At 62.5% G+C, this 16833-nt stretch carries 19 protein-coding genes; 11 read left to right on the top strand and 8 right to left on the bottom strand.

Going from position 1 to position 16833, the window contains the following annotated elements; translation table 11 throughout:
• Window positions 1–1323 carry an alanine racemase gene (locus tag CQ017_RS08980; RefSeq protein WP_105553430.1) on the bottom strand — a complete coding sequence of 441 codons (1323 nt, stop codon included), beginning with the start codon at window positions 1321–1323 and terminating at the stop codon, window positions 1–3.
• Window positions 1324–1482: 159 nt separating this feature from the next.
• On the opposite strand from CQ017_RS08980, the gene CQ017_RS08985 reads away from it, so the two are divergent.
• From CQ017_RS08985 to CQ017_RS08995, 3 genes are read left to right on the top strand one after another with little or no spacing between them, the layout of a single operon-like run.
• Entirely contained in the window at window positions 1483–2496 is a 1014-nt protein-coding gene (locus CQ017_RS08985) for a sugar kinase (protein WP_105553431.1), read from the top strand.
• On the top strand, window positions 2493–3254 hold the full coding sequence (locus CQ017_RS08990; protein WP_105553432.1) for an IclR family transcriptional regulator: 762 nt from the start codon (window positions 2493–2495) through the stop codon (window positions 3252–3254). Before CQ017_RS08985 ends, CQ017_RS08990 begins: the two co-directional genes overlap by 4 nt.
• Window positions 3251–3652 (top strand): RidA family protein, encoded by a 402-nt coding sequence (locus CQ017_RS08995; protein ID WP_105553433.1) that lies wholly within the window; start codon window positions 3251–3253, stop codon window positions 3650–3652. Before CQ017_RS08990 ends, CQ017_RS08995 begins: the two co-directional genes overlap by 4 nt.
• A gap of 263 nt (window positions 3653–3915) precedes the next feature.
• On the opposite strand, the gene CQ017_RS09000 is transcribed toward CQ017_RS08995, so the two are convergent.
• Window positions 3916–4209 carry a DUF6966 domain-containing protein gene (locus CQ017_RS09000; protein WP_105553434.1) on the bottom strand — a complete coding sequence of 98 codons (294 nt, stop codon included), beginning with the start codon at window positions 4207–4209 and terminating at the stop codon, window positions 3916–3918.
• 325 nt (window positions 4210–4534) lie between these two features.
• A complete protein-coding gene (locus CQ017_RS09005; RefSeq protein WP_105553435.1) occupies window positions 4535–5185 on the bottom strand; it encodes an alpha/beta hydrolase in 651 nt (216 codons plus the stop codon).
• 215 nt (window positions 5186–5400) lie between these two features.
• Here CQ017_RS09005 and CQ017_RS09010 point away from each other — a divergent pair, with 215 nt between their 5' ends.
• Entirely contained in the window at window positions 5401–5793 is a 393-nt protein-coding gene (locus tag CQ017_RS09010; RefSeq protein ID WP_105553436.1) for a VOC family protein, read from the top strand.
• A 4-nt stretch (window positions 5794–5797) separates the two neighbouring features.
• On the opposite strand, the gene CQ017_RS09015 is transcribed toward CQ017_RS09010, so the two are convergent.
• From CQ017_RS09015 to CQ017_RS09035, 5 genes are all read right to left on the bottom strand, one after another.
• Window positions 5798–6580, bottom strand: a complete 783-nt coding sequence (locus CQ017_RS09015) for an IclR family transcriptional regulator C-terminal domain-containing protein (protein WP_181150521.1) — start codon at window positions 6578–6580, stop codon at window positions 5798–5800.
• Window positions 6581–6678: 98 nt separating this feature from the next.
• Window positions 6679–7335 carry a 3-oxoacid CoA-transferase subunit B gene (locus tag CQ017_RS09020; RefSeq protein ID WP_105553437.1) on the bottom strand — a complete coding sequence of 219 codons (657 nt, stop codon included), beginning with the start codon at window positions 7333–7335 and terminating at the stop codon, window positions 6679–6681.
• Window positions 7335–8006, bottom strand: a complete 672-nt coding sequence (locus tag CQ017_RS09025; RefSeq protein ID WP_105553438.1) for a 3-oxoacid CoA-transferase subunit A — start codon at window positions 8004–8006, stop codon at window positions 7335–7337. The genes CQ017_RS09020 and CQ017_RS09025 overlap by 1 nt, the downstream gene beginning before the upstream one ends.
• Before the next feature lie 41 nt (window positions 8007–8047).
• Complete coding sequence (locus CQ017_RS09030) at window positions 8048–9259, bottom strand: thiolase family protein (protein WP_105553439.1); 1212 nt, start codon at window positions 9257–9259, stop codon at window positions 8048–8050.
• Window positions 9260–9434: 175 nt separating this feature from the next.
• Window positions 9435–10139 (bottom strand): DUF6318 family protein, encoded by a 705-nt coding sequence (locus CQ017_RS09035; protein WP_105553440.1) that lies wholly within the window; start codon window positions 10137–10139, stop codon window positions 9435–9437.
• Between the two features lie 176 nt (window positions 10140–10315).
• On the opposite strand from CQ017_RS09035, the gene CQ017_RS09040 reads away from it, so the two are divergent.
• The 7 genes from CQ017_RS09040 (at window position 10316) to pcaC (ending at window position 16786) form a co-directional block, all read left to right on the top strand.
• Window positions 10316–11062: an IclR family transcriptional regulator gene (locus CQ017_RS09040; RefSeq protein ID WP_105553441.1), complete on the top strand. Its 747-nt coding sequence runs from the start codon at window positions 10316–10318 to the stop codon at window positions 11060–11062.
• A gap of 311 nt (window positions 11063–11373) precedes the next feature.
• Entirely contained in the window at window positions 11374–12570 is a 1197-nt protein-coding gene (locus CQ017_RS09045) for a 4-hydroxybenzoate 3-monooxygenase (RefSeq protein ID WP_105553442.1), read from the top strand.
• A gap of 58 nt (window positions 12571–12628) precedes the next feature.
• Entirely contained in the window at window positions 12629–13462 is an 834-nt protein-coding gene (pcaH, locus tag CQ017_RS09050) for a protocatechuate 3,4-dioxygenase subunit beta (protein WP_105553443.1), read from the top strand.
• On the top strand, window positions 13463–14041 hold the full coding sequence (pcaG, locus tag CQ017_RS09055; protein ID WP_105553444.1) for a protocatechuate 3,4-dioxygenase subunit alpha: 579 nt from the start codon (window positions 13463–13465) through the stop codon (window positions 14039–14041).
• A gap of 143 nt (window positions 14042–14184) precedes the next feature.
• Window positions 14185–15591: a lyase family protein gene (locus CQ017_RS09060; RefSeq protein WP_105553445.1), complete on the top strand. Its 1407-nt coding sequence runs from the start codon at window positions 14185–14187 to the stop codon at window positions 15589–15591.
• Window positions 15573–16370: an alpha/beta fold hydrolase gene (locus tag CQ017_RS09065; protein ID WP_181150523.1), complete on the top strand. Its 798-nt coding sequence runs from the start codon at window positions 15573–15575 to the stop codon at window positions 16368–16370. Before CQ017_RS09060 ends, CQ017_RS09065 begins: the two co-directional genes overlap by 19 nt.
• A gap of 17 nt (window positions 16371–16387) precedes the next feature.
• A complete protein-coding gene (gene pcaC / locus CQ017_RS09070) occupies window positions 16388–16786 on the top strand; it encodes a 4-carboxymuconolactone decarboxylase (RefSeq protein ID WP_105553446.1) in 399 nt (132 codons plus the stop codon).
• Window positions 16787–16833: the final 47 nt, after the last annotated feature.

The following is a 16833-nucleotide window of genomic DNA, read 5'->3' on the forward strand; positions in this document are numbered from 1 at the left end:
TTAGAAAAAGGTGCGCACGGCATCAACGATGCGCGGGTTGCTGTTGGCAGCCGTATCGAGCACCGGCAGCAGGGTCCATTTATCCAGTGCCGTACACGGGTGGGAGAGTCCCAGACGGACTACATCCCCGGGGTTGATCTTCAGCGACGGGTCAAAGCTGAGGAAAGCATGCTGGTCGTTGACCGCAGTGATTGCCGCCGATTCCAGTGCTGTCATCTCTCTGCCTAACCCGGTGCCGACTGCCTGTGGCACGGGCAATCCCTCGTCAAAGGGAAGGTCACGCTTACCGGCGTCCAGGATGGCAAGGCCCGGCTCAGGCTGGGACACCACTCGGACCCAGGCATGCATGGCCGAACGCAGGGCTTCGGGAGCTTCTGGATCCTGTCGCCCCAATGGGGAGATCATCCGGTAGAAGCCGTCGTCGTGAATCACATAGGCACCCGATCGCAGCACCACCTGCACCGCGGGGACCTGATCGGTAGCTTCTTGGCTCAGTTCGGACAATTCGGAGGCAACCTCGTCGAAATAGGCACTGCCGCCGGCGGTGATGATCACCTCGTCCGTGCCGTAGAGCTTTTCATCCAGCGCGGATCGGTGCAATTCTCCGACTCGGCGCAGGTAACCACGCACGGCACCGAGTGCTACTTCGTCGGTGGTATGCGCCAGTGAGCCTTCGTAGCCGCCTACGCCAGCCAACGCCAATTGCGGCGAGGCGGCAACGGATCGTGCGATCTCCAGCGCTTCGGTGTTGGCACGTGCGCCGGTGCGTCCATTCAGGGCGCCGAGCTCGACGATTACTGGAAGGACAATCTGCGGCGTTGTGGCCAATTCACGCTCCAGCAGCCGGACCGTCCGCACCGAGTCGACCCAGGAAATGATCTGCGCGCCCTTGGCGGTTTCGGCCGCTAGATACGCGATGGCCTGTGGATCGGTGACTGAATTTGCGATCATGATCCGCTGCACGCCGAAGGCTCGGGCGGTGCGCAATTGGTGGGCATTGGCCAAGGTCAAGCCCCAGGCGCCCAACTCGAGCTGGCGTTTCCACAGTGCCGGGGCCATGGTGGTTTTGCCATGGGGTGCCAACAGCACCGAGTGCCGTTTGCACCAGCTGGCCAGCAACTGGAGGTTATGCGCCATGGCCGCCTCGTCGAGGGTCAGCACCGGGGTCTGCAGGTTGCCCAGATGTGGCTCCGCAGCCAGGAATTCGTCGACGGTACGGCCGTGGAAAGCCGCCGGGATCGCCTGATGCCGCCAATCGAGGGTTTCCGCGGACAGCTCAGCGACGTGCTGGACGTCGATCTGCTCGTTGCTGGATGAAACCATTACTAAAACCCCTTCATTGCGTATATCGCAATCATGATTGCAAATGTTGCCTGGATATGTTTAGCATTGATCCCGTGATCCCGTCAATGCTTTATCGAGACTTGACTCACCACCCGGCGTCGATCACCGATAAACCCTCAACCCATAAGGAAGTAGCGCATGAGCGATGTGATTTGCCTCGGAGAAACCATGGCGATGGTGACTCCGGCCAACGGCTCAGCCTTGCATCACGCCCACGAGATGGCTTTGGCCATGGGCGGGGCCGAATCCAACGTGGCACTCGGCTTGGCAGCCATGGGTGTGGATGTTTCCTGGGTATCACGGGTGGGGGCCGATGATTTCGGGTCGCGAATCACCGAAGAACTAAACGCCGGGGGCGTGGACACTTCCCTCGTTGAGTCTGACGATCGTCGTCCCACGGGGCTCTATGTCAAGGCTCCGGCACACGATCGATCCCCCGCCAAGGTCCTGTACTACCGCGCCGGTTCGGCAGCGAGCGCCATGGATCGCGCCTTCCTCCGCCACCCGTCCCGGGCGACTGCACTGCGCGCCGTGAAGTTGATCCACCTCTCCGGAATTACCGCAGCGCTCTCGGACTCCTGTGCTGAGATGATGCTCGAGCTCTGCTCCGCACCACGCCAAGCCCGGATCTGCTTCGATGTCAATTGGAGGTCTCAGCTGTGGCAGGGCCGCGATGCCTCGCTGCTGCAGAAGTTGGCCAATAAGGCCGATGTCGTCATGGTGGGGCTGGACGAGGCCGAACTGGCCTTCGGCACCAGCGATGAACAACGCATTCGCCAGCTGCTACCAGATCCTTCGATCCTGGTACTGAAAAATGAATCCACCAGCGCTATCGTGCTAACCCCGGAAGGACGCTTTGAAGTGCCTTCCTTACAAGTTGATGTAATCGAGCCCGTCGGGGCAGGAGATTCCTTTGCGGCCGGCTTCCTCTCCGGCCTGCTGGCTGGACTCACCACACCCCGGGCCTTGCGCCGCGGCCACCTTGCGGCAGCCTGCACCCTCACGGTGCGCGCTGACCGCGGCGATCTCCCCCCGGCAGAGGTGATTTCGCACCTGCTGCAGCTTCAGGAATCCCAGTGGAGCGGTACAGTCCTTTCAGCTGAAGGCATTAGTGTTTTCGGTGAACAGATCTACCGTAAAGGAATATCGTGAGCGCCACACTCAAGCGCGCGCTAGGGCTACTGAACCTTATCGCCACTGAACCGCAAAGCTTGGACGACATCGCGGCCGATAGCCAAGTGCACAAGACTACAATCATGCGCCAGTTGCACACCTTGGAAGAATGCCGCTTCGTGGTGCGCAACGACCAAGGCAAGTACCAATTGGGGTCCAAGCTCTTTGAACTATCCTCACTCGCCCTGGAACAGCGAAATATCGTTCAGGTAGCCCATCCGCATCTGACCGCACTAAACCGGCTAACGGGACAGACCATCCACCTGGCCGCTTTCGAAGGCCCCGAGGTGGTGTACATCGACAAGCTGGAGTCCCGGCACTCGGTACGCATGTATTCCCGCATCGGCTTGACCGCGTCGCTGCATGCCACCGCGGTGGCCAAGGTGCTGCTCTCGGAGCTGCCCGTGGAACGACGTCAGCACATTGCCGAGTCGCTGAATTACCACCGCTACACAAAGCACACGATAAGCAACGCCGAAGATTTTCTGACGGCCTTGGATACCGTCGAACGACAGGGCTTCGCTTTCGACAACCGAGAGCATGAAGAATTTGTGCACTGCGTCGCCGTGCCAATCCGGGACGCTAGCAGCCATGTCGTGGCCGCCGTCTCATGCTCGGTACCGGTGGTATTGCTGAGCCAGGAAGAGCTGCTGGCCCTAGTGCCAGAGATCAAATCCGTTGCCGAGGCGATTTCCGCCGACCTTGGCTTCATCCCAACCGAAAGGAAAACCTTATGAATAAGGAAATCGTCCGGACTGACAACGCCCCTGCCCCGGCGCATACCTTCAGCCAAGGAATCAAGAAAGGTGGCATGTTTCAGGTATCCGGCCAAGGCCCAATGGATCCGGTGAGCAACGAATACATCGCCGCCGGCGATGTCAAGGGACAGACTCGGCGTACCTTGGAAAACGTCAAGGCCATCTTGGAAGCTGGCGGTTCCTCAGTAGAGGATGTCATCATGTTCCGTGTTTACCTGACCACGCGCGATGACTTTGCCGCCATGAACGAGGTGTACGGCGAGTTCATCAAGGAGAACGTCCCAAGCGGCCAGCTTCCGAGCCGCACCACGGTGTTTGTCGACCTGCCGCACGAGGTTATGCTCGTGGAAATCGATGCCTTGGCCGTAACCGCCTAAGCTCTTTCACACCCTGCCAATGCAGTCCCACGGGCTTTCCCTTGGGACTGCATTTTCTGTGTTGAGCGTTCAACGTTGCGGCGCAGTCATCAAATGCGCGGAACTGGCAATCCGATTCGCACTTCACCCACCGACAGGAGACCCGAACCGACCGCACCCTAGGCGGTTTGGAGTTGTCGGGGTTTGCCGCGGCGTTCGGCCGTCGCGCCAATGCGCTGCCGGTAAATTTGCCTCATTCTTCCAGCGGGCTCAACGAGCCGCGATTAGTCCCGCAGCAACCACGAGCGGGCTGCGCTAAGCGCACGGCGCAGTCCGTCCACGGCCTCGGCCATGACCGCGGTACCCACGTCTTGGAAAGAACCCATTCCGCCACGATAGAGCTCCAGGGCCTGCCTGGCCGCCTCGCGCAATTGCGCACGGGATTCAACGTTTTCAAAGAGTCCATCGAGCCAGTGTGCCGCATGGGCGCGCTGCGGATCCTGGTCGTGTGCCGCGGCGCGATGCAGTTTCGCGATTGCCTCGCGGATTTCAATCAACGTTCGGTCTACCGTGGCCATGAACCAAGATTACCCGTGCTCGCCAAGGCTACTGCTTCGGCACTGCGCGCACCGCTGGCAGAACATCCGTGGCCAGCGGCCCGATTCAGCTCAGCGCTTGCCCCGGCGACAGCCCACCAAGCCCTACTCCGGGCCAGAAAAAAGGGATGCCTCATAGCTTAAAAGGATTCACGATCCAGATGTCCGTGTTCTTCCGCACCTATCCGCAACAGCAGATCCAGCTTCTCTTCAGAGTATTCGCCGTAGCGCTCCGGCAACTGGCTTTGGGCGCCGCTGGCCGGTTCACCGAAATCGAAGGTCCCGATCGTGAAAGGCGCCAGCGGGCTCAGCCCTTGGCGGCTGGCAAGGCGGCCAGCGCCTCGGTGACGTGGCTGCGCACGTCGTCCAGTTCCTCGATGTTGATCCCGTGGGCCAGGCCCGGGTAGGTGCGCTCGGTCAGCGACGAGTGCTGGGGCAGGAAGTCGGTGGTGCGCGCGATCGCCACCGGGGCGATCACCCGGTCCTCGGTGCCGCGGCCCCAGAACACTGCCGGACGCTGAGCGGCGAGCCGGGCATCGGCCGGCTGTTCGCCGCCGAGCACAAATCCGCCGAGGATTGTGGTGGCAACTACGCGCTCCGGACGGGTGCGCAGCAGCTGGCTGGCCATCAGACCGCCCTGCGAGAACCCGATCGGGATGACCTTCGTGCCGGCATCGACGTTTTCATCGATCCAAGCCCAGATGGCCGCGGTAGCCGCCTCGACGGGAGCCGCGTCGGGCACTCCCGGGGTGGTGATCTGGAACCAGGCGGCGCCGCCGTTGCCGAGTTCCAGCGGAGCGCGAAGCGATGCCCAAGGCAGCTTGAACCCGAGCGGCTCCGCCAGCGAGCTCAGATCGTTTTCGTTGGAGCCGAAGCCGTGCAAGAACAGGATTACCGCGCCGGGTTCGGCGGTGTGGTTCCAGTCTGCCGAACGGATGTCGCTCAGTAGGTCGGTCATGGCGGATCAACTCCTCTTGATTTGCGTCCGGGCCGGGCCCGGCGATGGCTAGGATTCCGTGGCCGCTTAGTCGCGGCAACGGACTCCGCTATGACAACATTACAGGTTTTAGTTGAAGTTACAACAAATATTTTGTCAGCCTCCATATTCTCCACCGGAGATCTGCGCCTCCGCGGCGCTAGGCTGCACAGCGGCCGCCGGATAGATTGGTGCCCATGGAAATTCTTTCAAGCCGAGTGCTGCTGCGGCCCGTGAACCTGGCCGAAACCCAGAGCTTCTACCGCGACGTGCTGCAGTTGGCGGTGTCCCGCGAATTCGGCCCGCCCGAGCACCGCGGCGTGGTGTTTTTCCTCGGCAACGGACTGCTGGAGGTCTCCGGCCAACGCGACCCGGCGACTGCCTCCTCCCTGGTGTTGTGGATCCAGGTCCGCGATGTGGAGGCCCAGCTGGAGCGGCTGACTGGCCAGGGAGTGCCGATCCTCCGCGAAGCGCTCACAGAACCATGGGGGCTCATCGAAGGCTGGATCCAGGATCCCGATGGGACCCGCATCGTGCTCGTGCAGGTTCCCGAGCACCACCCGATCCGGCGCGATGCGCGCGAGCTGTAGCTGCTCAGCGGCTCGCGGCCAGGGCTTCGCGCACCTGCTCGGCGGCCCTCAGCAATTCGGGAAGGACGGCTTCCGCCGCCTGTTCGGCGCTCAACGCCGAATTGGGGTGCACACTCATCGACACATTCATCGCGGCCGCCACGCTTGCCTCCGAAGTGAAAACCGGGACCGCCACCGAGCGCAACCCGATTTCCAGCTCCTGGTCCACCACGGCGAACCCCTGCGCGCGGATCCGCTCCAGCTCCACGCGCAACTGATCCGCGCTGCCGATGCCCAGCCCGGTGGTCGCATGAACCCCGGCAGCCAGCACTGATTCGCGCACCGCTTCGGGCTGGTAGGCCAGGAGCACCCGGCCCATCGAGGTATTCACCGCGGGGAACCGAGTGCCCACCGAGATCCCGACCCGCATGATCGAGCGGGTATGCACGCGGGCGATATAGACAATTTCGGTTCCGTCCAGCACCGAGGCCGAGGCCGACTCATGGACCGTGGCCGAGAGCTCTTCCAATACCGGCTCGATCAGCTGCGGCAACGTGGCGCTGGACAGATAGGCGTAGCCAAGCTGCAAAACCTTGGAGGTCAGCTCGAAATGCTTGCCGTCAGAACGGACGTAGCCCAGATCTTGCAGGGTCAGCAGAAAGCGGCGTGCGGTGGCGCGCGATAGCGAGGTGCGCACCGCGACCTCGGAGAGCGTCATCGACGGGTGCTCCGCGTCGAAGCTGCTGATCACCTGGAGACCGCGCGCCAGGGACTGGACGGACGTACTATTTGCTGCCTGCTCGCTCACCGTGCTCCTTGCACGCGCCTTACCGTGCGGCGCGCGGGTTATGAAAATTGGGGGTGCCCCGAAATCATTCGGAAGCACCCCCACTAATCTACTGTGTTCTAGGCCTTGGTTAGTTCTACCGGCACCTTGGCCTGCAGTTCCTCGAAGCTGAGTCCATGGCTGGAGCGCACGAAGACCTTTGAATCGCGCAGTTCGAAGATCGCCACCTCGGTGTAGATCCGCGAGACGCAGCCCAATCCGGTCACCGGGTAGGACAGCGCTTCGACAAGTTTTGATTCACCGGTCTTGGTGAACAGGCTCATCATCACCCAGGTCTGCTTCGCGCCGATGGCCAGATCCATGGCTCCGCCGACGGCAGGAATCGCGCCTTCTGCCCCGGTGTGCCAATTGGCCAGGTCTCCGGCACCGGATACCTGGAAAGCTCCGAGTACGCAGACATCCAGGTGCCCGCCGCGCATCATGGCGAAGGAATCGGCATGGTGGAAGAAGGAGGCCCCGGGAAGTTCGGTCACCGGGATCTTGCCGGCGTTGATTAGATCCTCGTCGATATCCTCTCCGGTGGCCACCGGCCCCATGCCCAGCATTCCGTTTTCGGTGTGCAGGGTAACTCCCTGTTCACCGGTCAGGAAGTTGGATACGTTGGTCGGCTGGCCGATGCCGAGGTTGACGTAGGCACCGGCAGGAATGTCTGCGGCGACGCGCTGGGCCATTTCGTCCCGGCTCAGTTTTTCTTCGGTGCTGGAGTAGTTGCTCATTACTTAGTTCCTCCAAGTGCCACGACGGTATCCACGTAGATGCCCGGGGTGATGACGTTCTCCGGGTCAAGGCTGCCAGCTTGGACAACCTCGTCCACCTGCACGATTGCCTGCTTGGCCGCGGTGGCCATGATTGGGCCGAAGTTCCGGGCGGTCTTGCGGTACACCAGGTTGCCCAGCGTGTCGGCCTTCAGCGCCTTGATCAATGCGAAATCCGCGTTGATCGGGGTTTCCAGGACATAGCCCTTGCCGTCGATGACGCGGGTTTCCTTGCCTTCGGCCAGCAGCGTGCCGTAGCCGGTCGGGGTGAAGAAGCCGCCGATCCCGGCGCCTGCGGCGCGGATGCGCTCGGCCAGGTTGCCCTGCGGAACGAGTTCGAGCTCGATCTCGCCGGCCCGGTAGGCCTCGTCGAAGTGCCAGGAGTCGGACTGGCGCGGGAAGGAACAGATGATCTTCTTGACTCGGCGTTCCTTGATCAGCAGCGCGAGCCCGGCGTCGGCCTGGCCCGCGTTGTTGTTGACCACGGTCAGCTCCTTGGCGCCGCACTCCATTAGCGCGTCGATCAGTTCCATCGGCTGGCCGGCGTTGCCGAAGCCGCCGATCAGGACGGTTGAGCCGTCCTTAATTTCGGCGACGGCGTCGGCCGCCGAGGTGGCAATACGTGGTGCCATAATTCTGCCTTTCTCGAAGTTTCCAGACCCAAGCAGCGGAACTACTTGGTTGCGTTTTCGTTCTCGACGACTACCGCCAGGCCCTGGCCGACACCGATGCAAATCGCTGCCACGCCGTAGCGCTCACCGGATTCCGCCAGGCGGCGGGCCACGGTGCCCAGGATGCGCAGGCCCGAGGCGCCCAATGGGTGGCCGATGGAGATGGCGCCGCCCCAGGCATTGACGATGGCCGGGTCGATATCCCAGGCGCGGATGCAGGCAAGGGACTGCGCCGCGAAGGCTTCGTTCAGCTCGACGGCGGCGATATCCGACCATTTCAGCCCGGCCTTGGACAGGGCCTTGTTCGCGGCCTCGACCGGTGCGAAGCCGAAGAACTGCGGATCCAGCGCGGAGGCGCCGTTGGACACGATGCGGGCCAGCGGGGCGGCGCCGAGCAGCTCGCCGCCACGCGCCGAGCCGATGAAGGCAGCCGAGGCGCCGTCGTTCATCGGCGAGGCGTTGCCGGCGGTGACCGTGGCGTTCTCGCCGGTGCGGAAGACGGTGCGCAGCTTGGCCAGGGTTTCGGCGGTGGAATCCGCGCGGATGGTTTCATCCCGGGTGAACTCGGTGCCGCGCTTGTTCGCCGGCGGCACCGAAACGACCAGATTGTCGTACTTGCCCGCGTCCCAGGCCGCTGCCGCCTGCTGGTGCGAAAGTGCGGAGAATTCGTCCTGATCCTCGCGGGTGATGCTGTGCTTTTCGCGCAGCTGCTCGGTGGCCTCGCCCAGCGAGACGGTCCATTGTCCCGGCATGGCCGGGTTGACCAGGCGCCAGCCCAGGGTAGTGTTCGCCAGCTCGAGATTGCTCATCGGGAAGGGGCGCTCGGTCTTCGGCAGCACCCATGGGGCGCGGCTCATCGATTCGACTCCGCCGAGCAGTACCAGGTCCGCGTCGCCGGTAGCGATCTGGCGGGAGGCCGCGATGGAGGCATCCAGCGAGGAGCCGCACAGGCGGTTCATCGTGGTGCCCGGCAGCGAGGTTGGCAGCCCGGCGAGCAGGGTGGCCATGCGGGCCACGTTGCGGTTTTCCTCGCCGGCGCCGTTGGCATTGCCGAAGATCGACTCGTCGATGTCTGCAACATCCAGCTTGGGAGCACGGGCTACCAGCTCGCGCACTACGTGCGCCGCGAGGTCGTCCGGACGGTGGGAGGAAAGGGCTCCGCCGATTTTGCCGAACGGGGTACGGATTGCGTCGTATAGGTAGGCCTGCTGCATGTATCCACTGCTCCATCGCTGCGTATTGTTCACATTGTGAACTTCTGTTCGTAGTATGAACTTTAGCAGTTGGCGAGCGTAGCTTCAAGGCTTCTTCACTTTGCAAAACTGCCGGTACGTGGCAAAAATGCCCTAATCGAGCGAGGCGATTAGGGCTCCGTGGGATCCAAGACTTTCACTGCGCGTTGACCATCACATCCAACGGCTGCCAGCCAGTTGAATCGACGAATTCCGGATTCGAAGCAACCAAACTGCAGATGGATCCGATGAATTCTCCGTCTTGATCGTAGGCAACCTCGTCCCAGTTCGAATCGACTTCATCGCATGAGACTGGTTCAATCCTTTTTGTTGTTTTGCCATCAGAGTCAATCACTTCGCCGGCGGCTCGCTCCAATTTGAGAATCGCCATGGAGACTTGCTCGGCCCCGTCTTCTTCGCCGAATTGGTCCGTAACACCTGAAACTTCTACAACAGAGAATTCACCGCCTTCGATGCGACCACCCGAAGCATAGGCATCATCGATCTGGACAGCTAGCTTCTCGCAAAGAATGCAATCCTGAGCAGAGAATTCCCTGAAGGGCTCGGTGTCTCCAGTTGCAACAGCGTAGTTCCGCAACTCAACCCAGTAGTTGGCTGCCGCCCCCAACCCCTTGTCGGTATTCTCAGCAAGCGCAGCAGGCTTTACTGGCTTCGCCGGCTGCGCAGGGGGCGATTCCAGGTGATCAGCTGGGATAGTCGATGACTCAGAAGTTGGCTGCTTCGACAATTCAGCCGAGGATTGGGCTTCGGTATCGCTTGATGCACTATCGCAACCACTCAGAGCTAGTGCCCCGACCATCGCGAGCGCCACTACGGTCTGTGCATTTTTCTGACCCATCATTCCCCTGCTATCGCTGTCGATTCTCTCAATGAAAAGAATCTATCCCCCTAAATGATTAAAATCGATGAATGAATAGTGAACAGTTAGTTCACCGGAAATTCAGGGAGAATGCTTGATCAACGAGCTGGAACACCAAGCAATCGGGTTCAGCGATTCTGCTGGAATAGAGTAGAGCCATGGCCAATTCGCCCAGCGGGGATTCAATGTTGGACCGCTTGGTGCGGATCCTGGATTCCTTTGACACGCAAAATCCAACGCTGACGGTCAATGCGCTGGCCCGCCGGGCGGACGTGCCCAGGGCAACCACCTACCGGTTGCTGGAAAGCATGATCGCCCACGGCCTGCTGGCCCGCGAGCCTGATGGCCAGGTGCGCCTGGGACTGCGGCTCTGGGAGCTGGCCAACCGCAGCGCTTCCACGCTGACCCTGCGCCAAGCGGCCCTGCCCTTCATGGAGGACATCAACCAGCTGGTGGGCCAGAATACTCAATTGGCGGTGCTGCACGAGGATGACGTATTGGTTATCGAGCGGCTCTCCCGACCCGGCTCCGTGGTCAACCAGGCCAATGTGGCCGGGCGGATGCCGGTGCATCTGACCTCCATGGGCATGGCATTGCTGGCCTACTCCCCCGCGAGCGTACTGGAGGGCTATCTCGAACGCCATGCAGAGGCCATGCTCTCCCGGCACCCGAAGCTGCGCCACGAGCTGGCGGAGATCCGGCGCAATGGGTTCGCGACCTTCGACGGGTTCATCGACCCGGAGTCCACCGGCGCCGCCGCACCGATCCTCGATAGCCATGGCCACGCGCTGGCCGTGCTGTCCGTGGTGGTTCCGCGGGGTTCCGATCTGCTGCCTTCGGCCGTCATGGCGCTGCGGACCGCGGCCCGTGGCATTTCCCGCGCCTTGGGGCCGGGGACAGAATAATTCGCGGACCGAAGTTGGCGAATACACGCACCGCCAACCCGGGTTTCTACGACCCCACCCTAAGCCAGCTCGGCGTTGCGCGCTATTGGCGGCCCGACAGTCCGACCGAGGCGCAAAGCCGCTCGTGGCAATCTCGAAATGAGCAGACGTAACCAAAGACCAAGTTTTCTCGTTCAATGAGACATCGAGTGCCGGCCCGACGGACTCCACCGCATCCTTGAGGAAGTTCCACCTCCTCGACCGCGCGCAGGAATTCCGGCAACGCCGCCGAAATTCGATGCGGATGGTCCCGCACAGATAGGCAGGTTCCCATGGTTCAGAGTCCACGGATCATCAAGACCAAGGTCGGCATTATCGGCGGCGGCCCCGCAGGCCTGATGCTCTCGCACCTGCTTTCGAAGTCGGGCATCGACAACCTCGTCGTGGAAATGCGCGACCACGAGACGATCCGCAACACCCACCGCGCCGGCATCCTCGAAGCCCAGGCGGTCAAGATGCTCACCGACTCCGGTGTTGAGGGCCGCGTGCTCACCGAAGGCGATGAACACGCCGGCATCGACCTGCGTTTCAACGGCGCATCGCACCCGCTGGACTTCCGCGATCTGGTCGACGCGACGGTCACCCTCTACGCGCAGAACGAGGTCTTCGTGGATCTCGCCGCGGCCCGCCAGCGCGATGCCGGGGATGTGCGCTATTCCTGCGAGGTCACCGAGATCCTGGAGATGGAGGCCTCCACCCCGAAGTTCCGCTTCACCGACGCGGAAGGCAACCTCTTCGAGGTGCACGCCGAGGTGATCGTCGGGGCCGACGGGTCACGGTCCTTCGCACGCCGCCAGATGCCGGAAACTCTGCGCAAGGATTTTAAGGTCACCTACCCCTTCGCCTGGTTCGGCATCCTCGCCAAGGCGCCAAAGTCCTCACCGGAATTGATCTACGCGAACTCCCCGCACGGCTTCGCGCTGATCTCCCAGCGCAGCGACACCGTGCAGCGCATGTATTTCCAGTGCGACCCGAATGAAGACGTGAACGCCTGGAGCGATGACCGGATCTGGTCCGAACTGCAGCGCCGCGTTGCTGGCCCGGACAACTTCCAGCTGCAGACCGGGGAAATCTTCGATAAGACCGTGCTCGGCTTCCGCTCCTTTGTGCGCGAGCCGCTCTCCCACGGCCGGATGTTCCTGATCGGCGATGCCGGGCACACCGTTCCGCCCACCGGGGCCAAGGGCCTGAACCTCGCCTTTGCCGATGTGAAGGTGCTCTTCGAAGCGCTGGATTCCTACTTCTCCAGCGGCAGCGACAAGCTGCTGGGCGGCTATTCGGAGCTGGCCCTCAAGCGGGTCTGGAAGGCACAGAATTTCTCCTACTGGATGACCTCGATGCTGCACACCCCCGTTGGTGCCGATCCGTTCATGGCCCGGCGCGCCCTCGGCGAGCTGGATACCGTGACCTCCTCGCGCTATGGCATGCAGTACCTGGCCGAGTCCTATACCGGCTGGCCGCACGCCTAGCCTTCACCCCAGCCTTTTCTCCACCACACCCGTACGCCCCCTTCGAAAGGAGCACGCAGTGAGCACCGAAACCACAGCTAACGAGACGTTCAACGATTCGCACGTGCTGGACCCCGCAGCCACGACGCTCTCGCAAGAATCCATCAGCCAGGAAATCACCGACATCCACGCCGCCTACCGCCAGTCGGTGGTCGAGGGCAAGAAGGCCGAGACGCAGCCGCGCATCGACTTCGCGCCCTACCGCTCCTCGCTGCTGCGCCACCCCACGAAGAACCTGCACCACGTGGATCCCGAAACCATCGAGCTGCACTCCCCGGCCTTCGGCGAGCGCGACGTGCACGCCCTGGAATCGGATCTGACCATCCAGCACAACGGCGAGCCGATCGGCGAGCGCATCGTGGTCGCCGGGCGTGTGCTCGACGGCGACGGCCGCCCGGTCGCCGGGCAGCTCGTGGAAATCTGGCAAGCCAACGCCGCCGGACGCTACATCCACAAGCGCGACCAGCACCCCGCCCCGATCGACCCGAACTTCACCGGCGTGGGCCGCGCCATCACCGGACCCAATGGCGAATACTCCTTCACCACCATCAAGCCGGCACCGTACCCGTGGAAGAACCACCACAATGCCTGGCGCCCGGCGCACATCCACTTCTCGCTCTTCGGCACCGACTTCACCCAGCGCATGATCACGCAGATGTACTTCCCGGGCGATCCGCTCTTCAGCCTGGACCCGATCTACCAGGCCATCACGGACAAGGACGCCCGCGACCGCCTGGTCGCCAGCTACGACCACTCGATCACCAGCCACGAATGGGCCACCGGATACAACTGGGACATCGTGCTCACCGGGTCCAACCGGACCTGGATGGAAGACGAAGAGGGAGATCACTAAATGTCTCAAGCACCAGAACTCAAGCTAGCCCCCACCCCGGGACAGACCATCGGCCCGTTCTACGGCTACGCGCTTCCATACGAAAACGACAACGAGCTGGTCAACCAGGCCAACCCGAATTCCGTCCGCTTGCACGGGGTCATCACCGACGGCAAGGGCGAGGTCATCCCGGACGCACTGCTGGAAATCTGGCAGGCCGATGAGCACGGAAACGTGGTCTCCAAGGACGGCTCGCTGGTTCGCGACGGCTACACCTTCACCGGCTGGGGCCGCACCGCGGTGGACAACGTCGGACACTACACCTTCACCACGCTGAACCCGGGCGCCACCGAGGCCGGCAAGGCGCCGTTCATCATGCTCACGGTTTTCGCCCGCGGCCTGCTGAACCGGTTGTTCACCCGCATCTACCTGCCCGAGGACACCGCGGCGCTGGCCAGCGATCCGCTGCTGGCCTCGCTGGATGACGAACAACGCCAGACGCTGATCGCAACCCGCGAAGAAGATGGTTCGTTACGTTTTGATATTCGCCTGCAAGGAGATCTGGAAACGGTGTTCCTCTCCTACCCACGCGAAAACTAAGGCTTAGCCGACACCCCGCTGGTTCGCCCCGACGCCCGAAGTGTTACGGGCGCCGGGGCACCCCGCGGGGTTTTGCCCGTTGCAGGGCACTAGAGTTCTAGAGCAGGGGCAGGCGCCCTTGCAGAGAAGAAGCGAGGAAACGAATGGACGGCGCAGATTACGGCGTGCTCTCCCCCGCATGGGCCGGGACCGCAGTGGCGGCACTGGCCAGCGATGCCGCTTTCGTCCAGGCCATGCTGGATGTTGAGGCCGGTTGGGTGCAAGTCCAGGCTGAAGCAGGCCTGTGCACCGGCCAAGACGCGCAGGCCGTTCGGGCAGTGTCCAAGGTAGAGCGCTACGATCTGGCCTTGCTGGCTTCCAAAACTCCTGATGGAGCCAATGCCTTGATCCCGCTCTTGGGCACTATGCGCGAGTTGCTCCACGCCGATGGTGCGCCAAAATCTGCAAGTGCCTCATTGCACCGCGGGGCCACCAGCCAAGACATCATCGACACCGCCTTGATGCTGGTTCTGTCCAAGACTGCCGGCCAGACGTTGGCAGATTTGCGCCGTGCCGCGCAGGGACTGGCTCACCTGGCGCAGGCCAATCGCGGGACTATCTGCATTGCCCGCTCGCTGACCCAGCACGCGCTGCCAACCACCTTCGGCTGGAAGGCGGCCAGCTGGTTGTCGGCAGTGCTCAGCGCCGAGCAGCAGCTGGAATCCGCATCGAAGCAGCTGTCCCTGCAGTGGGGCGGCGCAGTGGGAACCCTCGCTTCCCTCGAGCAGTTCCTGTCGAGCCGAACCGGGGCACCAGCGACCAGCCAGCAACTGGGCACGGATTTGGCGCGCTTGATGGGCTTGTCTGATCCGGGCACCCCGTGGCACACCAACCGGATGCCCATTGTGCAGATCGGTTCAGCACTGGCCGCAACCATTGCCGCGCTGGGGACCTTCGGCGCAGATGTGCTTACCGCCTCCCGGCCGGAAATCGGCGAGCTGTCCGAACCACGCGAAGCCGGCAAGGGCGGGTCCTCGGCCATGCCGCAAAAGCAGAATCCGGTACGTTCGATACTGCTGCGCAATGCTGCGTTCAGCTCCCCCGGTTTGCTCTCCACGCTGTTCACCGCTGCCGGCACCGCCGTAGATGAACGTCCGGATGGCGGCTGGCACTCCGAATGGAACGCACTGCGCGAACTGGCCCGGTTGGCTTCGGGCGCAGCGTTCCATGGGTCTTCCCTCGCCAACGGGCTCATCGTAAATCTTCCAGCCATCGAGCGGAACCTCGCCCTGGGCGGGGATGCGGTGCTCTCCGAACGCCTCGCTACCGTTCTGGCACCGTTGGTCTCCGGCGGCAAGCCCGCCATCCAGGCGCTGGTGCGCCGCAGCCTGGAGGATGATATTTCCCTGCGCGAGCTATTGCGCTTGGAAATACCAATGCATGATCTGAGCGACCAAGACCTCTTCGAATTACTAGATCCCGCCGGCTACCTCGGTGCCGCGGATCGTTTCACCGAAACCGTACTCGCCGAATACTCGGCACGGAAGGAACTATGGCAGTCCCACAATTAACCCCCTCCCTGTTGCACACCAACAAAGAACTTCCCACCCTCATCGTTGGCCCGTCGCTGGGCACCGCCGTCCTGCCGCTGTGGGCCCCGGCATTGCCTTACCTCAAGGAAAAGTTCCAGGTCATCGCCTGGGATCTTCCGGGGCATGGCGAAAGCAAGCCATCCACCGAAGCATTCTCCCTGTCTGAGCTGGCCACCGGTGTCACCAAGGTAGTCGAAGCACTGCGTGCCGATGGCATTATCGCCGAAGGCAGCAAGCTGTACTACGCCGGTGTGTCACTCGGCGGCGCCACCGCGCTGCAACTGGCCGTGGACTACCCGGGCTACTTCAACGCGCTGTCTTCCATCTGCTCCGCAGCGAAGATCGGCACCCCCGAGGGCTGGACCGAACGTGCCGAACTGGTGGCCAAAGCCGGAACCCCGACCATGGTCGCCGGGTCCGCCGAACGCTGGTTCGCACCCGGATTCATCGAGAAGGAGCCGGTGATCTCCACCGACCTGCTGCACAGCCTGCAGGACGCGGACCGCTTTGCCTACGCACACGCCTGCGGCGCGCTGGCCGGTTTCGACGTGCGCGAACAGCTGATTGCAACCACCGATCCGATCATCGCCGTCAACGGCGCACAGGACCAGGTCTGCCCTCCAGCGGACGCTCAGTTCATCGCTGAAACTGCTCCAAAGGGATCTATGGCGGTCATCGATTCCGCAGGCCACATGGCCCCGGCCGAAGCACCCGAAGAGACCGCAGCCTTGCTGGCTGAGTTCTTCCTGGCCAATTAATTAAGAGAGCCGCTGATATGCCTGATTCACAACGACTGCCCGGCGATGCCTACGACGCGGGAATGGAGGTTCGCCGCGAAGTACTCGGCAACGAGCACGTGGACCGCTCCACCCAGAATTCAAACGAGTTCACCGACGAATTCCAGGAAATGATCACCCGCTACGCATGGGGCACCATCTGGACGCGTGACGGCTTGCCGCGCACCACGCGCAGCGCCATCACGCTGACCGCCATGATTGCCGGCGGTTACTGGGAAGAGCTTGAAATGCATGTGCATGCCGCCCTGCGCAACGGAATGACTTCCGAGGAAATCAAGGAAGTCTTCCTGCAGTGCGCCATCTACTGTTCGGTCCCGGCAGCGAATGTCGCGTTCAAGATCGGCAAGAAGGTCTTGGATGAGTACGCGAACGAGTAGCCAAGCCTCATTTGCGAAGTTCCCGCAAGGGTGCGGTAGCCGCGGCG

The sequence above is a fragment of the Arthrobacter sp. MYb224 genome, assembly GCF_002975455.1.
Classification (GTDB): domain Bacteria; phylum Actinomycetota; class Actinomycetes; order Actinomycetales; family Micrococcaceae; genus Glutamicibacter.

Coding starts and splice junctions, on each gene's coding strand:
- CQ017_RS09005 (WP_105553435.1), bottom strand. CDS start 5,185: ATGACCGACCTACTGAGCGACATCCGTTCGGCAGACTGGAACCACACC.
- CQ017_RS09045 (WP_105553442.1), top strand. CDS start 11,374: ATGGTTCAGAGTCCACGGATCATCAAGACCAAGGTCGGCATTATCGGC.
- CQ017_RS08985 (WP_105553431.1), top strand. CDS start 1,483: ATGAGCGATGTGATTTGCCTCGGAGAAACCATGGCGATGGTGACTCCG.
- CQ017_RS08995 (WP_105553433.1), top strand. CDS start 3,251: ATGAATAAGGAAATCGTCCGGACTGACAACGCCCCTGCCCCGGCGCAT.
- CQ017_RS09035 (WP_105553440.1), bottom strand. CDS start 10,139: ATGATGGGTCAGAAAAATGCACAGACCGTAGTGGCGCTCGCGATGGTC.
- CQ017_RS09040 (WP_105553441.1), top strand. CDS start 10,316: ATGGCCAATTCGCCCAGCGGGGATTCAATGTTGGACCGCTTGGTGCGG.
- CQ017_RS09025 (WP_105553438.1), bottom strand. CDS start 8,006: ATGGCACCACGTATTGCCACCTCGGCGGCCGACGCCGTCGCCGAAATT.
- CQ017_RS09010 (WP_105553436.1), top strand. CDS start 5,401: ATGGAAATTCTTTCAAGCCGAGTGCTGCTGCGGCCCGTGAACCTGGCC.
- pcaG (WP_105553444.1), top strand. CDS start 13,463: ATGTCTCAAGCACCAGAACTCAAGCTAGCCCCCACCCCGGGACAGACC.
- CQ017_RS09030 (WP_105553439.1), bottom strand. CDS start 9,259: ATGCAGCAGGCCTACCTATACGACGCAATCCGTACCCCGTTCGGCAAA.
- CQ017_RS09060 (WP_105553445.1), top strand. CDS start 14,185: ATGGACGGCGCAGATTACGGCGTGCTCTCCCCCGCATGGGCCGGGACC.
- CQ017_RS09000 (WP_105553434.1), bottom strand. CDS start 4,209: ATGGCCACGGTAGACCGAACGTTGATTGAAATCCGCGAGGCAATCGCG.
- CQ017_RS09020 (WP_105553437.1), bottom strand. CDS start 7,335: ATGAGCAACTACTCCAGCACCGAAGAAAAACTGAGCCGGGACGAAATG.
- CQ017_RS09065 (WP_181150523.1), top strand. CDS start 15,573: ATGGCAGTCCCACAATTAACCCCCTCCCTGTTGCACACCAACAAAGAA.
- pcaC (WP_105553446.1), top strand. CDS start 16,388: ATGCCTGATTCACAACGACTGCCCGGCGATGCCTACGACGCGGGAATG.
- CQ017_RS08980 (WP_105553430.1), bottom strand. CDS start 1,323: ATGGTTTCATCCAGCAACGAGCAGATCGACGTCCAGCACGTCGCTGAG.